This is a genomic window from Halococcus saccharolyticus DSM 5350 (genome assembly GCF_000336915.1).
In the GTDB taxonomy this organism is placed as follows: domain Archaea; phylum Halobacteriota; class Halobacteria; order Halobacteriales; family Halococcaceae; genus Halococcus; species Halococcus saccharolyticus.
Genome location: NZ_AOMD01000015.1, coordinates 19,348 through 33,508 on the forward strand (window position 1 = coordinate 19,348; position 14,161 = coordinate 33,508).

The following is a 14,161-nucleotide window of genomic DNA, read 5'->3' on the forward strand; positions in this document are numbered from 1 at the left end:
CAAGGCTCAGCCGACGATTCATGACGGTTTGCCGTGACCTTACAAATCAGGAGGCAAGAGGTATCACTCGTTACGACGTCCATACAGTCATGACTGGAATCGACGATATCGATCACGAGATTCTCGAGTTGCTGATGGAGAACGCTCGTTACTCCTATCGGGATATCGCGGAACAAGTCGACCGTTCGCCACCGACGGTCTCAGACCGGGTCGAACGTCTCCAAGAGTTGGGGATCATCGAACGGTTCACGCTTGACATTGATCGATCGATGCTTATCGAGGGATCGACAGTACTCGTAGAACTCGATGTCGAACCCGGCAGCGGCGAGACCGTAGCGGACACTCTCACCGACGTGACGGCCATCGAACACGTCATTCAGACGGTCGACGCGACGGTGGTCTTCATCGCACACGCGAACGAGCGAGATATTAGTACCCTGCTCTCAGAAACGCTTGACGGTGACCAGGTCAGAGATTACACTGTGCGGCTGGTCAGCGAGTCGACCTGGGAGCCTCGATTGGACGAAGAGATGCTTTCAATCGAATGCGTCGTCTGTGGAAAATCTGTCGACGACGGTGAGACCATCGATCTGGGTGAGCGTACCCACGAAGTGTGCTGTACTTCATGTGCTGGCGAGATCAAAGAGCAGTACGACTCTCTCCAGCAGACTGTGGCGAACGAATAAGCAGTACCGGGACCGTGAGGGTCATTGAAACTTCAGACACCACGTCGATGCTCAGTCGTTTTGCATACCAGAGCGGCAGGATGATTTAGATAGTCATCCAGGTATCTGTGCTGAAATCCTCTTACCCAGGCATTGATTTTTGTGAAACATCCTGAGGTAAGGTTTGTGAATCCATCATCTGGATTAGAGCAGGCCAGTGATAAACCCGACACCCATAATAATGAGAACGGCGGCAGAGAACGCTGGAAGGTACGGCGTGTACTGTTCGACTTTCTCCTCGTAGTGCTGGTAGCCCGCAACCAAAAGCATCGTCAGTCCAACAATACCGACGAGTACTGTGAGTGCGTAGGCACTCATCAGTTCGAGACAGTACTCCGACCCGGTACACAGCGCGATGATCTCGAACTCCTCCTCGTGGGCGAATCCAAGGACGAATGCGAACCACGCGATACCGAGGAGGCCACGCTCAGCTGCCCCATCAAGATCCTCGTCTGAATGAGAATGTCCCCCGATGAACGGGAGGAATCCTTTCAGACGGGAAAGTAACCCCCCATGGTCGTCTGAGTGATTCTGGTCGTGCGAATGTCTGTGGTCGTCAGGTTGGTCGGATTTGTGGTTGTGGCCTTCGTGGGAGTGACCGTGACGGTACTCGCGGATGCCGAGGGCAATGAGTAAGACACCGGCCACGATACCGACTTGTCCCCCGATTTGGACGCCACCGAGTATCGTGATCGGGTCGTTGATCTGCGTGAGATTGAAATACTCTTTTGCATAAAAAAACACCCCCACCATCGCTATACTGCTGATGAGGTGACCGACGCCGAGAATGAAACTCGCCGCGAATCCATGTACCCATTTGTTCGTTTGATCAAGGGCATACGCAGCGGCAACGGGCCACCCATGTCCTGGTTCGATGCCGTGGACAGCACCGAGCGCGATCGCACCGAGGAGAATCAGAGGTGCTTCGGTGTGTAACATCTACCTTCGTATCCGCCGAGAGCGTGATTAACGGTTGTTATTACCGAAACGGGGGCATCGTCATACAGAGGGATCTTGTACAAGCACGACGAGGCAATACAACATGCGAACGAGCTTTAATATCCCCGATGACGTGGTCGAAGAGTTTGATAGAGTATGGAAGGAGGAAGATATTGAGAATCGATCCCGAGCAGTCAGAGAGGCGATGCTGGAGTACATCGAGTTGCACTCACGGCTCGAAGACACGACCGGCGAGGTCGTCGCACTCGTTGCTTTCGACTACCGCCACCACGACGTAATACAGGAGCTTCATGCTGTCCAGCACGGATATCAAGACGTCATCCTCAACACGAGTCACACGCACCAAGGCGAGTGGTGTCTCGAATCACTCTTCTGTCGCGGGGCCGCCGAACGAGTCCGTGAGCTCATCTACCGGCTCCGCGACTTCGACGGTGTACGTCGCGTGAAGGTGATGGTCATCCGCGATGGGGAGGCGTGACGCCTCGATATCGAGGTATGGGAGAAACCAGCATTAGATGTTGGCTACCAGTTCGTTACCGAAAGAGCGTGACTCCATGAGAATCCCGCTGAAGTCACTGGAGCGTGAAGTCCGTCAGGGAGTCACAAAGGTCGATCTATGACATGCACACCAGAGCGCATGAGGGTGTCATAGAACCCATCTCATGCCGTGAGCATCTCGCGGCCCGGGTTGTTTCCTTGTTTGTCGTTGGTGATCGCGACGACCACTCGGAGGCACAGCGCGAGGAACACCTGCGACCGTGCGTGGTGCGGCCTCGGGCGCGGACGGGCCCGAGGCCGCAGTTCTTGACCGCATCGTTGATCCGTTCGACCTGTGTCTGGCGGTTGTACGTCTCGTCTAAGACTGAGCGTTTGAGCTGAACGTCCTTGCTGTGGTTTTCGATGCGGTCTTCGACCCGGTACTCGATATCGAGCGGATCGTCAGTATTTTGAGAGTTGTACGGGGCGATTGGCACGACCCCTGCATCCAGCAGGAGATCGTACCAGTCCAGCGTGTCGTACGCACTGTCGGCGATCATCCACATGGCTGCTCGATGGCGAGCGCGTCACGAGTGACTCTAGGAAACTGCTGGGTGATGACTCATCGAGATGAGCGTTGATCGAAACATCACGAATTCCCTGGCTTACGGGTCCAGTGCGAGGAGATTCGAGTCTCCAGTGGCCGAGTTCCCATCCGCCAAGTATGCTGTATCGCTCAGCCCCGTTGCATCGAACACCGTCTCTTTCCCGAGGGAGGCAGTCGGCTGTCCCTGAGAATTTATCGCATAGACGGTGAGGAACGGTTGATTTGCAGTATCACCTGTAATAGCCGAAACGATTAGAGCGTCGTTCGTTGCAGCCTCAGGCCAAGCGTTGTTCGACGGCGGGTCGAACGTCCAGCGTTTCTTGCCAGCCACGTCGTATGCTGTGGCCGCGTCGGATCGTATTCGGGATCGCGTGTATAGAGTATCACCGTCGGGATCGAGCAAGAGCCACTCGCCATACGTATCGTCGCGCCAAACGATGGTGCCGTCGGTTTCGACTGTGACAACTGCCTTACCGCCAGCATAGAGACGATTGCCATCGAGCAGTAGCTCATGTATCGGAAGGTCGTGCTGCCAGTCCACGCTTCCGTTTGGACCGACACCGTGGAGAGTCGAAGCGGCATCCTTGCCGGTGAGATAGAAGACCCGCTCGGTGGCGGCCTCGACTCTAGTGGCTGGTCCATACTCGTATGCAAATCGTCGTTTACCGTCTAGTTCAAGGCCCACGAGACGGTCTGCGACAGCGACGTAGACCCCGTTGGAGTTCACAGCCACATCCTGAACGCCGATGAACTCACGCGTCCAGCGTACCTTACCATTAGCTGAATCGAGACCGTAAACGACTGTCGATAATGGTGATCCAGTTGTTGTGTGGCTAACAGTTCTCCGTTCCGAAAACTCGAGACCGGTGGCGACCACGAGGTCGGCGGTGACACCAGCGAGGGCAAACTCTCGATTCCGTCGGAGCGACCAACGACGCTCACCAGTAGCTTGGTCAAGTGCCTGGACGGCACCCCATCGTCGTTCCCCCACGCGGCCAGTAACGGCATAGACGGTTTCATTGGCGAGTGTCACTCCCCACTGGCCGCGGGCGATACGCTGGTAAGACGCATGAGAACCTCCGACTGGCTCTCCCTCGGATTTCATCTGCCAGATGATTGACTGCTCAGCAGGGTCGATAGCCGCGACTGCTGAGGGGCCGTTGTTTTCACTTAAGGTCGCGAACAGTCGGTTATCGGCAGTATCCAGTCCTAATACCTGCCAATCGTCGAGAGGCATGGACCACTGAGGCGTCCACTCTGAATCATCATCAACCGTCGCTGGCGTGGTCTCTGGTGGTTCATCGTCTACTGTTTCTGAAGTGGTCTCTCGGGGTTCGTCTGTCGTTCTTGAATGGAACGTTTCAGTTCGAGTGGAGGTCCGTAACCGATCGACAGCTGTGGTTGTTTCGACGGATTCGGATGGTTCCGTCGCCGCTCGTGTCGGATCGGCGTCTCCAGTTTCGCCGCCAATACAGCCTGCCAACGCAGCGCCTGCGAGCAGACTGCCGCTGGCGCGGAGAAGCGAGCGTCGCGTGGGTGCTGCCATGTTCGGATAGTCAACAGGTGGTTATAAGGGTCTTGTGTGGCCTCAAGCGGCATTTGAGCTAGCTATGACCTGTACTCAGTATCGTCCAAAGCTTCCCGGTTGACTATCTCGAAGTGCGTCGCCAAGTCTCGATTAATCAGCAGAGGGGGCTCGAGACACTCGAATTCGGCACCGTGATCGTCGGGTTTACTGGCTTCTATAGGATAACATCTAACCGTTAGACGCACCTAATAGGGCGTATGTCGAGCGCAAAGGCTGAGGACTACATCAAGGCGGTCTACCAGCTCAGCGACGGCGAGGAGCCGGTCCCGCCGTCAGAGATCGCCGAGGCCCTTGACGTGACGACCCCAACTGTGACCGCGACGATGAAGCGCCTCGCCGACCAGGACCTCATCGAGCGCGAGGAGTACAAGGGGTCACACCTGACCGAGGAGGGTGAACTCCTCGCCATCGAGACGATCCGCCATCACCGCCTGCTCGAACTCTTTCTCGCCGAGCAACTGAACTACGACTGGACCGAGGTTCACAACGAGGCCGACCGACTCGAACACCACATCAGCGAGCGATTCGAAACGGAACTTGCCGCCGCACTCGACGAGCCGACGGTCGACCCACACGGCTCGCCGATCCCGACCGCCGATCTCGAACAATCCAAAGAGAACGATGCTCCGCTCTATGAGTTCGGAGAAGGCGATAGTGTAATTGTCGCACAGGTGGCCGACCGCGATTCCGAGGTGCTTGACTACCTCGCCGAGGCCGGAATCACGCCCGGCACGCGACTCGAAATCAACGAGATCGCACCGTTCGGGATGGTTACTGTCACGCCCACGAATGAGGACGGAGACGAATCGGTTTCGCTGCCCGAGGAGATCGCGGCGACCGTTCGCGTCCGTGACCTAGACCCCGATGAGCCCGATAATGGGAGTGTGTTAGCAGGGTGATTCGGTCCGCGACAACCCGACAACAGAGCCGTACCTGAGTATCTACCCGCACGATACCTGGCCCACATGCCGTGTTGTGCTATCCCAAGTCTTATGTTTGCTTGATCTAAACCTGTGTTTAGGTAGTCGACAACAAGATATCCGAACCCTACAACAGTAGCAGCTGCTACGACAAATGATACATGATCGAAACTAACAACGGGTGAATGATACCATGGTAGAGGATGCTCTTATCAGATATGTCGGGACGAACAATGGCTCGGCCAGGGTGATCGTATCGTGAGCGACGTGGGGTGGCTGGCCGTCGTCGGGATCGCCTTCGGCGCACAGCTAGCCGTGTTGCCTGGCGAGAAGGTCCAGTTCATCATCGCGGGCCTCTCGACCCGGTACCACCCGTTGCTCGTCGTCTCGGCGGCCGGCACTGCATTCGCGGGATGGACTGCCCTCGAGGTCGTCTTCGGACAGCTGGTGCAACAAGCTCTCTCGGGGACCGTCCTCGCGCTGTTGACAGCGGGAATGTTCGCGCTGTTCGCTGTCCTGTTGGTCCGCTCAGCACCCACGGAAAACGACGCTACGGTAACCGACGGCGGTGCGTTCGATGCTGGCAACGAACTGGATGTTCGAATACCTGTGCTCGACCGACAGGTCCCGAACGTTCTCGGCGGTTTTTTGCCGATCTTCGTCATGATGGCTGTCGGCGAGTTCGGTGACAAGACCCAGCTGATCACGATCACACTGGCGAGCAACTACGCTGCGCATCCGACTGCGATCTGGGCCGGTGAGATGCTCGCTATCATTCCTGTAAGCCTCGCAAACGCCTACTTCTTCAACCACTTCTCTCATCGATTCGATCTACGGAAGGCTCACCTCGCGGGGGCGGCGCTCTTCGCCTTCTTCGCGTTCGATACGGTACTCGGCCTCGCAACCGGGTTTTCGCTGTGGGAGACGTTCATCGAGGGCGTCGCAACCCTGCTGACTTGACATATAGCAAGCGGACGCCCGCACCTTTAGGTGCGGGTCCAAGCGATAGGCCGTCTCGTGGACCACCACACCCACCAAAACCAATAGACTTAGGCCGTTTGGGGTCGATTCTCTGGTACGGCAATGAGGCGTTCCAACACCTTCGACGTAGCCCCTCGCTCGGAGTTGGACGGCGAGTTGCTACGGCGGCTATTGGACGCTTCTGCCGCTCTCTGGAACGAACTCACCTACGAACGCCGTCAACGGTTCTTCGACGGCGAATCCGTGTGGGATACCGACGACTACCGCAAGCGGTACGTCGGCGTCCTCGGGTCCGCGACCGCCCAGCAGGTGATTCGCAAGAACCGCGAGGCGTGGCGATCTTTCTTCTCGCTCAAAGAGAAGGGCGAAGCCGCCGGGCCGTCGGGCTACTGGGGCAACGAGGACGACGGCAGGGTATTGCGAACCTATGTCCGCAACGACCAGTACACACTCGAAACCGGCGAGCGGTCGCGCCTCGAAATCCCGGTCGGGTCGGACCTCAAGGACGAGTACGGACTCGGCCACACCGAGCGCCTCCGTTTGGAAGTACGCGGCGAACCGAAGTGGTCGGGCAAGCAGGGCCGTCTCGAATTGTACTACGACGAGTTGGACGACCGATTCAGGGCCATTCAACCCGTGAGCGACTGTTCTCCACGGGACACACCATTAGCCGACGAAACGGCTGCTCTGGACATCGGCGCGAACAACATCGTCGCGGCGACCACTTCGACCGGCCAGCAATTCCTGTACGGTGGACGCGACCTGTTCGACCGCTTCCGCGAAACGACGCGAGAAATCGCTCGGCTACAATCGCTACTCGCCGAGGGTCGGTACACGTCGGAGCGGATTCGACGTCTCTACCGGCGTCGGACGCGGCGGCGCGACCACGCGATGGACGCGCTCGCCAGAGACCTCATCGAGCGCCTCCACGCCGAGGGGGTTTCGGCGGTGTACGTCGGCGCGCTCACCGACGTACTCTCCGCGTCGTGGTCGGTTCGGGCGAACGCGAAGACGCACAACTTCTGGGCGTTTCGCGCGTTCATCGACCGACTTACTTGCACCGCCGAGGAGTTCGGCATCACGGTCGAAGTTCGCTCCGAAGCGTGGACCTCGCGGGAGTGTCCGAACTGCGGGTCGACCGGTCGGACTACCAGGCACCGCGATACGCTCACCTGCGAGTGCGGATTCGAGGGCCACGCGGACCTCACGGCGTCCGAGACGTTCCTGCGACGCCACAGCGACACGACAGTACCACGGCCGATGGCACGGCCCGTGTGCCTCAAGTGGGACGACCATCGATGGTCGGCGTCACCATGCGCTCGCCGTCCCAACGAGGAGCACACGAACCCGCAAGATGCCTCCGTCGAGGTGGGTCAGCGTGACCGACCCCGATCGCGGGGATTCCCCGGCCTTTAGGCCGGCGGAGGATGTCAACACGCTGGTGGAGTTGACTACCATCACCAGGCTGAAATTGAGTTGTTGCGCTAATCGTGTCTGAGTGTATAGTTCCACCGACGGGATTCGTGTAGAGACAGTACCGACGCTTTCGTAGTTTTGATCGATTCAGTATTAGTCGCCAAATATACTTCTCTCCGAAAACCCAGTTGGTGCTCGTCTCCAAACACCCTCGTCGAGGTCGATAGCATCGTTCCACTTCCCGACGATCGTCGCGACGGCGAGATCACCGGTGACGTTGTTCATCGTGGCGATCCGGCCGAGTATCGGATCCACACCGGCGACGAAGCCGACGACCTCTAGGGGAAGTCCGACCTGGTTGAGCACCACGGTGAGCATGACGAGGCCCGCTCCCGGCACGCCTGCCGTCCCGATGCTGATGAGCACGGCGACGAGCAACACCAGCACCTGCTCCGAGAGCATGAGCGGCTGTCCGACCGCGTTCGCGGCGAACATTACCGTGATCGCCTGCCGGAGTGCCGCGCCGTCCATGTTGGCGGTAGCGCCAACCGGGAGGGCGAACGAGTACACTCGCTCGTCGATCCGGAGGTCCTCCTCGGCGTTGGTCATCGTCACCGGGAGCGTCCCGCTGGAAGAGCGAGTCGCGAACGCAGTCACCATCGCATCCCTCGCCCCGGCGAGAAAGGCTATCGGCGAGACGTCGCCAATCACCTGCATCAGGACGAACAGATAGGTGATCGTGATCTGGGCGACGACCGCGAGAGCCACGGCCAGAACGAGCATCCCGAGCGAGGAGAACACGCCGATCCCTTCAGTACCGATCCCGGCCGCCATCAGGGCAAACACACCGATGACGCCGTACTCGAGCACGCCGCGCACCACCACGAACATCGCCTCGGCACCGATCTCGAAGGCCTCGAACAGCGAATCGACACTCTCGGCGTACTCGTCCTGTCGGGCACGAACGTAGGTAAGCGCGATCCCGAACACGATGACGAAAAATACGGTCGCAAGCAGATTTCCCTCTGCCATCGCCGCTACTGGGTTCGTGGGAACGATCCCGAGGACGACTTCGGTGAGGGTGGGTGGGACCTGGGACTCGGCCTCTCCGGCGACGAACTCGACGCCTCGACCCGGCTGGAGAACGTTTGCAACGACGAGTCCGATGATCCCCGCCATCGTGGTCGTCAGCGCATACAGACCAACCGTTGCGCCCCCGATGCGACCGAGTCGGGCCGGGGAAAGCTGGCGGATCCCGGTAAGGAGAGTGAACACGATGATCGGGACGATCAGCATGTTGAGCAATCGCAAGAAGAGATCGCCGAGCGGACTGAGGACGCTCATGCGGTCGCCGAAGAGGAGACCTGCCGCTGAGCCCACGACGAACGCGAGGAAGATTCGATACACGAGGGGGGTCGACTGATATCGCTTCCAAAGCGAGCCGAGAGTACGATTCATATACGGAGATAGTTTGCCACCTTCAAACAGGTCCGCTTTCCGTCTGTATCTGCAGGGATCTATGACGAACTGATCAGATGATCGTGACAAGTACTGGTGAGCGACAATCCACAGTTTCAGCGACACTCTCCGGAGAGACATAGTCCGTACTTGAATGTCCGTGACCGTCTATCACGATCTGATCGATGTGGTGCTGTTCGGCGTAGTCGACGATCGTTTGAGAGGGGCGACCAATTTTCGTTGTGGTAGACAGTCTGACGCCGTACTCACAAGCCATCCTTTGGACATCGGTAATGAGTGAGGTCACCGTGTCGTGGCCTTTTTCGTAGTAGCTCTTGAGCTCACTTTCTAAGGTTTGTGGAGCAAGATGGCTGACCTCGGCAGAATCGATGACATGAAGGACCGTTACCTCAGCACACGGATGCTCAGACAATATGTACGCTAAGCTCTTTTTGGCTTGAAGAAACTCATCCACCGGCACGAGCACGCGTCTTGTCATGTATTTTAGTCGGTGATCCGTGCTATTCAAGGGTGATAGCGATTCTCAACGTGTGAGAATTACGCCGATGTGTCTGTGTCGGAAGCGAACCACACTATGGCCAGAGACCGCGTGCTTCGTGGGCTTCTGCGAGTCGGGAGAGCGCAACGATGTACGCGGCATCACGCCACGACACACCTCGCTCATCGACTTCCGACCGAACTTCCTCCCATGCCGCTAGCATCTCTTTTTCAAGTTCGTCGTTGACGCGTTCGAGCGACCACGACCGGCGGTTAATATCTTGCAACCATTCGAAGTAGCTCACGGTCACGCCACCAGCGTTGGCAAGGATGTCTGGAACGACAGGGATATCCCGGTTGTCGAGGATCGTATCGGCTGCGGACGTCGTCGGGCCGTTTGCTCCCTCAATGATGATACTTGCTTGGATCGCGTCGGCATTCGCTTCGGTGATGACGTTACCGACCGCGGCCGGGATGAGGACATCCACATCGAGCTCGAAGAATTCGTGGCTCGGCAGGACGTCATCGGCGTGTTTGGTGACTGCTTCCGGTTCTTCATCGTGTGAGGGGATCGCTTGGACGTCGAGTCCATCAAGGTCGTAGACGACACCGTTCACGTCACTCACAGCGGCGATAGTTGCGCCCCAGTCATCGAGTAACCGAGCCGCGCTCGCACCAACGCTGCCGAAGCCTTGGACCGCAACCGTCGTTCCCTCTAACGAGCGGTCGTAGTAGTCACACACCTCGCGAGTGATGATCGCGACACTCCGACCGGGGGCTTCACTCCGACCGTAGCTTCCACCGACGACAGGTGGTTTCCCGGTGACGACACCCGGAGTGGTTTCGGCCTGCTGCATACTGTAAGCATCCATGATCCACGCCATCGTCTGTTCGTTGGTGCCCATATCAGGGGCTGGAATGTCCCGGGTCGGGCCGATGGCGTCTCGTATTTCCTGCGTGAACCGTCGAGTAAGGCGCTCCTCTTCGCCAGAGCTCAGTTCCTTTGGGTTAGCGACGACACCACCTTTCGCCCCGCCGAACGGGAGATCCAGAACGGCGCATTTCCACGTCATCCACATCGCTAACCCAACGCACTCGTCATGGCTGACACCGGGATGAAACCGAAGGCCACCCTTGTACGGTCCCCGGACGCTATCGTGCTGTGCACGGTACCCGGTAAACACCTCGACGGTCCCGTCATCCCGTTCGAGCGGAACCGACACCTCGTGAACCTTCGCTGGATGGTTGAGTCGCTCGACCGTATTTGGATCGATATCGATGTGACTCGCTGCACGCGCGAGCTGGCGACGGGCCGTGTCCAGTGCGGACTCGAATTCGGTCGGATCAGCCGGCTCCTCGGATGCACGTCCTTGTTGGGTTGATTCTGAGGCCATTGTTATTCGAAGGGAACCAGGCGGTTCCGTAGTTCACTGCCACAATCAGCACAGAGGCCGGGGTTCGATTCGGCCATCACGATCGTCCCACACTCGAAACACTCATACGGCGTTTCAGCCTGAGTATCGAAGTCGACATCTCGTGCCATTATCGGATAGTACGAACCAGTAGCAAATGTGCGGCTTTGTTAAAAGACGAAACTCGATCTCGATATGGAGTTCGTTATTGAACCCATCTATCCTGTGGTGGCGGCGGCTGGAATTCCGATATCATCGAACAGTGCGGAAAACAGCTTCCGCTGGACAGTTCTGGCGTGCCGATAGAATGCTGGCGGGGAGATTCCGAGGGTGTCTGCGACCTCTTCGCCCGTGCTTTCGCGTGGTGACTCGAAAAACCCGCTGTAGTACGCTGTCTGGAGCACTTCTAACTGCCGTTCCGTCAACCGGTCGAAAAACTCCGCGTGAAGATTGCGGGACGATGCGCGTTCGACTGTCTGTTTCGATTGGAGTTCGATATCCGTGAACGTCTCGGTGATGACTTGGTGTATGTGCCGAACGTCGACGCTACTCGGGACATCAACGACGAGCGTCGTGGTCTCGCCGTCGGCTGTGCTGCTTCGAAGTACGACTCCGTGATCGGCAAGATCGCGCGCGAGAAACGGTTGCGAGAGGTGGAGTCGAAGCACCGCTTCGTCCTCATCATCACTGATACGACGGACGTCGTTGATCGACACCAGGTTCTGTGCAGCGGCGACGACGGACTCGACAGTAGCACCCGTCACACTGATGAATACGTACACCCCCTCGGCAGCTTGCTGAATTCCGCCTTGGTAGGTGAGAGTACAGTCCGCTCGTTGTGCGAGCCGGGAAAACACGAACGCTGGATCCCGTACCTCGAACTCAAGGCGCGTATTCGACGTGGTTAGCAGCGCGTTCTTCCGCTCGACTGCGCTTGTCGCCGAGGCGATCGTCTCGCCAAGCTCCGTGAACACAGCCTGGGTCATCTCATTGAACGCATCGGGGGTGTCTGCGTAGACAGCCAGGACGCCATACTTGAATTCATCGTAAGCCAGCGGCACACTCAGCACGGAGAGGTACTCACGCGAGAGTGCCTCCTTTCGCCATGGCTCTTCGCGCAGTCGATCGGCTACGTTTGACACTAACTGTACTTCCTGTGTGGTTGCAGTCCGCCCTGCTGGATCCGTCTCCTCTGGTCCGACCGGGAACGACGTACTGTCCAGATACCCCTGTTCCGCCCCGTCCCAGACTCGTGGTTCCAGCGTCTCGGTGATCGGATCGGTTTCACCGATCCACGCGAACGTGAATCGCTCCTCCGTCGTCAGCAGATTACAGACAGCGTGGTTGATTTCCTCGCGCGTTTCCGCCTGGACGAGCGCCTGATCGATCTCCCGAATGATCTCGTTGATGCCGTTGACCTGGGTGAGTTGGCTGTTTCGTTGCTGGAGTTCCCGATCCTGCTTCCGGAGTTGGCTTTCGCGTTTGACCCGATCAAGGGCGGCCTCAGTTGTTGCTGCGAGCAGATCAGTGAGTTCTCGAAGTACCTCGTCGAATTGCCCGACCGTTTCAGCGGCGGCGATGAACACCCCGTGGTCACCGAGCGGGATGTACGCCCCACTTCGGATGTCAGTCGCTGGGTTCTCGAGACGGTCAGAGTCATGGACGTCAGCGAAAAACCGGGTGTCGTTCTCGACGAAACAGTGGCCCGTGATGGTTTCATCGTCCGCACGCAACGTCGGAAGCGGTCCGTTCAGACGTTCCATCCCGCTTGAAGCGGCGACCGGCTTAAGCTCGTTCTCGTCGGCCTCGAAAAGATACACGGCGCTCGCATCCAGATCGAGAACCGTGGCTGCATCATCGACGACGCGTTGGCTTATCTCATGATTGGTTTCGGCGTACTGGAGTTCGCGCGTTGTCTTGTGAAGCCCGGCCAATGCTTCCTCGCGTCGTTTGCGCTTTGTGATGTCGCGACAGCTGTAGAGGAGTGTTCCATTTTGGATCGACACCTCTCGTACGTTCACCAGCAGGGTATGTTCGCGGCCTGCCTTGTCGGTGGCCGTGCATTCGATGTTCTTCAATACGCCGTCGTCGCCCAGTTCGTCCCGGTCGAACAATCCGTCGCCGAGAAGGCGGTCGATCGTGCCGAGGTCGTTGATCTCGTCGGCAGTATAACCGAATATGAAGTGAACATTGGGACAGACGTAGGTGAATTCGCCAGCATCGTCGGTGATGAGGATCGTGTCGGTCATGTTGTTGAGCGTGATCCGGTGGAGTTCTTCGGACTCACGAAGCTCGTGTTCAAGCGAAACTCGCTCGGTGATGTCTACCCCTTCAACGATGATCGAGACGATCGTCTCAGTTTCGTCCCGAACGGGTCGAACCGAGAGCTCGAGCGTCTGTGACGGAGCATCTTCAGGTTCGCGGGTGACGGTAGATTGAGTGAATTCGCCAGCGATAGCTTGCTCAACGATTTGCTGGATAGTCGTTTGTGTCCCATCGGATTCCGACCACCACGGTAGCGTCCAGAATGACTCTCCAACGATTGTGTCAGCGTCTGGTTTGATCATCTCACGCGCCCTCTGATTGACCCGTTGCAGCGATCCGTTCGGGTCGAGCACCCAGGTGGCCGTTTGGGTATCGTGAAAGATCGCGTCGAACTGTCGTGCTCGATCTCGCTGAGTGATGGTCCGCCGGGATGTGCGCACGGCTCGGGTGAGCCGCGTTAGGATGTCGTCTAGGATATCGTCAATCGGGGGTGAAATGACGATATAATCGGTCACGTCCGCAGCGATCGCTTTACTGGCGACAGCTTCGGTGCCGGACGCCGTACAGAGCACCACCGGAAGCGTCGCTGTTTCGTTGCGAATCGTTCGAAGCAGTTCGAGTCCTGTCTGGTCATCTATCTCGTGTGCGGTGATGACACACTCAATCGGATGCTCGTCGAGAACAGACATTGCGGCATCCAGAGTCTCAACCGTCCGGACCGATGCTCCCCGATGGGTTTCGAGCGCGTTTGCAAGAGGGGCGACCCAGTCAGCTGTTCCAGCGAGAAGCAGATGAGCCGATTCCAACGTACCTGTGGAGGACGCCATGTGCTAAAGATGTGGTCCCGACCATGT

12 protein-coding genes and 1 pseudogene are annotated in these 14,161 nt (G+C 58.0%); 5 read left to right on the forward strand and 8 right to left on the reverse strand.

All coding sequences use genetic code 11. From position 1 onward, the window contains the following. Nucleotides 1-89 precede the first annotated feature (89 nt). The gene (locus tag C449_RS04820; protein ID WP_006076832.1) at nt 90-686 is read left to right on the forward strand and encodes an Lrp/AsnC family transcriptional regulator; all 597 of its coding nucleotides are present in this window, start codon (nt 90-92) and stop codon (nt 684-686) included. A gap of 183 nt (nt 687-869) precedes the next feature. Here C449_RS04820 and C449_RS04825 read toward each other — a convergent pair whose 3' ends face one another. Continuing rightward, a complete protein-coding gene (locus tag C449_RS04825) occupies nt 870-1,664 on the reverse strand; it encodes a hypothetical protein (protein WP_006076833.1) in 795 nt (264 codons plus the stop codon). A gap of 103 nt (nt 1,665-1,767) precedes the next feature. Between C449_RS04825 and C449_RS04830 the strand changes: the two genes are divergently transcribed. Next, nucleotides 1,768-2,163 carry a CopG family ribbon-helix-helix protein gene (locus C449_RS04830; RefSeq protein WP_049913894.1) on the forward strand — a complete coding sequence of 132 codons (396 nt, stop codon included), beginning with the start codon at nt 1,768-1,770 and terminating at the stop codon, nt 2,161-2,163. 182 nt (nt 2,164-2,345) lie between these two features. On the opposite strand, the pseudogene C449_RS04835 reads toward C449_RS04830, so the two are convergent. After that, nucleotides 2,346-2,763 (reverse strand): annotated as a pseudogene (locus C449_RS04835) (transposase); the annotation flags it as partial. Nucleotides 2,764-2,827: 64 nt separating this feature from the next. Then, the gene (locus tag C449_RS04840) at nt 2,828-4,006 is read right to left on the reverse strand and encodes an outer membrane protein assembly factor BamB family protein (RefSeq protein WP_206536528.1); all 1,179 of its coding nucleotides are present in this window, start codon (nt 4,004-4,006) and stop codon (nt 2,828-2,830) included. 548 nt (nt 4,007-4,554) lie between these two features. On the opposite strand from C449_RS04840, the gene C449_RS04845 reads away from it, so the two are divergent. The 3 genes from C449_RS04845 (at nt 4,555) to C449_RS04855 (ending at nt 7,674) form a co-directional block, all read left to right on the forward strand. Continuing rightward, nucleotides 4,555-5,256: a metal-dependent transcriptional regulator gene (locus tag C449_RS04845; RefSeq protein WP_006076837.1), complete on the forward strand. Its 702-nt coding sequence runs from the start codon at nt 4,555-4,557 to the stop codon at nt 5,254-5,256. A gap of 279 nt (nt 5,257-5,535) precedes the next feature. Then, nucleotides 5,536-6,237, forward strand: coding sequence for a TMEM165/GDT1 family protein (locus C449_RS04850; RefSeq protein ID WP_006076838.1), 702 nt, complete (start codon nt 5,536-5,538; stop codon nt 6,235-6,237). A 123-nt stretch (nt 6,238-6,360) separates the two neighbouring features. Then, complete coding sequence (locus C449_RS04855; RefSeq protein WP_049913896.1) at nt 6,361-7,674, forward strand: IS200/IS605 family transposase; 1,314 nt, start codon at nt 6,361-6,363, stop codon at nt 7,672-7,674. Nucleotides 7,675-7,827: 153 nt separating this feature from the next. On the opposite strand, the gene C449_RS04860 is transcribed toward C449_RS04855, so the two are convergent. From C449_RS04860 to C449_RS04875, 5 genes are all read right to left on the reverse strand, one after another. Next, nucleotides 7,828-9,132, reverse strand: a complete 1,305-nt coding sequence (locus C449_RS04860) for a dicarboxylate/amino acid:cation symporter (protein ID WP_049913897.1) — start codon at nt 9,130-9,132, stop codon at nt 7,828-7,830. Between the two features lie 73 nt (nt 9,133-9,205). Next, on the reverse strand, nt 9,206-9,631 hold the full coding sequence (locus C449_RS04865; protein WP_006076842.1) for a universal stress protein: 426 nt from the start codon (nt 9,629-9,631) through the stop codon (nt 9,206-9,208). Nucleotides 9,632-9,725: 94 nt separating this feature from the next. Further along, entirely contained in the window at nt 9,726-11,024 is a 1,299-nt protein-coding gene (gene gdhB / locus C449_RS04870) for a glutamate dehydrogenase GdhB (protein WP_006076843.1), read from the reverse strand. Nucleotides 11,025-11,026: 2 nt separating this feature from the next. After that, nucleotides 11,027-11,173 carry a rubrerythrin-like domain-containing protein gene (locus C449_RS18810; RefSeq protein WP_006076844.1) on the reverse strand — a complete coding sequence of 49 codons (147 nt, stop codon included), beginning with the start codon at nt 11,171-11,173 and terminating at the stop codon, nt 11,027-11,029. 87 nt (nt 11,174-11,260) lie between these two features. Next, on the reverse strand, nt 11,261-14,134 hold the full coding sequence (locus tag C449_RS04875) for a bacterio-opsin activator domain-containing protein (RefSeq protein WP_049913899.1): 2,874 nt from the start codon (nt 14,132-14,134) through the stop codon (nt 11,261-11,263). Between the last annotated feature and the right edge of the window lie 27 nt (nt 14,135-14,161).

Coding starts and splice junctions, on each gene's coding strand:
- C449_RS04820 (WP_006076832.1), top strand. CDS start 90: ATGACTGGAATCGACGATATCGATCACGAGATTCTCGAGTTGCTGATG.
- C449_RS04825 (WP_006076833.1), bottom strand. CDS start 1,664: ATGTTACACACCGAAGCACCTCTGATTCTCCTCGGTGCGATCGCGCTC.
- C449_RS04830 (WP_049913894.1), top strand. CDS start 1,768: ATGCGAACGAGCTTTAATATCCCCGATGACGTGGTCGAAGAGTTTGAT.
- C449_RS04840 (WP_206536528.1), bottom strand. CDS start 4,006: ATGCCTCTCGACGATTGGCAGGTATTAGGACTGGATACTGCCGATAAC.
- C449_RS04845 (WP_006076837.1), top strand. CDS start 4,555: ATGTCGAGCGCAAAGGCTGAGGACTACATCAAGGCGGTCTACCAGCTC.
- C449_RS04855 (WP_049913896.1), top strand. CDS start 6,361: ATGAGGCGTTCCAACACCTTCGACGTAGCCCCTCGCTCGGAGTTGGAC.
- C449_RS04860 (WP_049913897.1), bottom strand. CDS start 9,132: ATGAATCGTACTCTCGGCTCGCTTTGGAAGCGATATCAGTCGACCCCC.
- C449_RS04865 (WP_006076842.1), bottom strand. CDS start 9,631: ATGACAAGACGCGTGCTCGTGCCGGTGGATGAGTTTCTTCAAGCCAAA.
- gdhB (WP_006076843.1), bottom strand. CDS start 11,024: ATGGCCTCAGAATCAACCCAACAAGGACGTGCATCCGAGGAGCCGGCT.
- C449_RS18810 (WP_006076844.1), bottom strand. CDS start 11,173: ATGGCACGAGATGTCGACTTCGATACTCAGGCTGAAACGCCGTATGAG.
- C449_RS04875 (WP_049913899.1), bottom strand. CDS start 14,134: ATGGCGTCCTCCACAGGTACGTTGGAATCGGCTCATCTGCTTCTCGCT.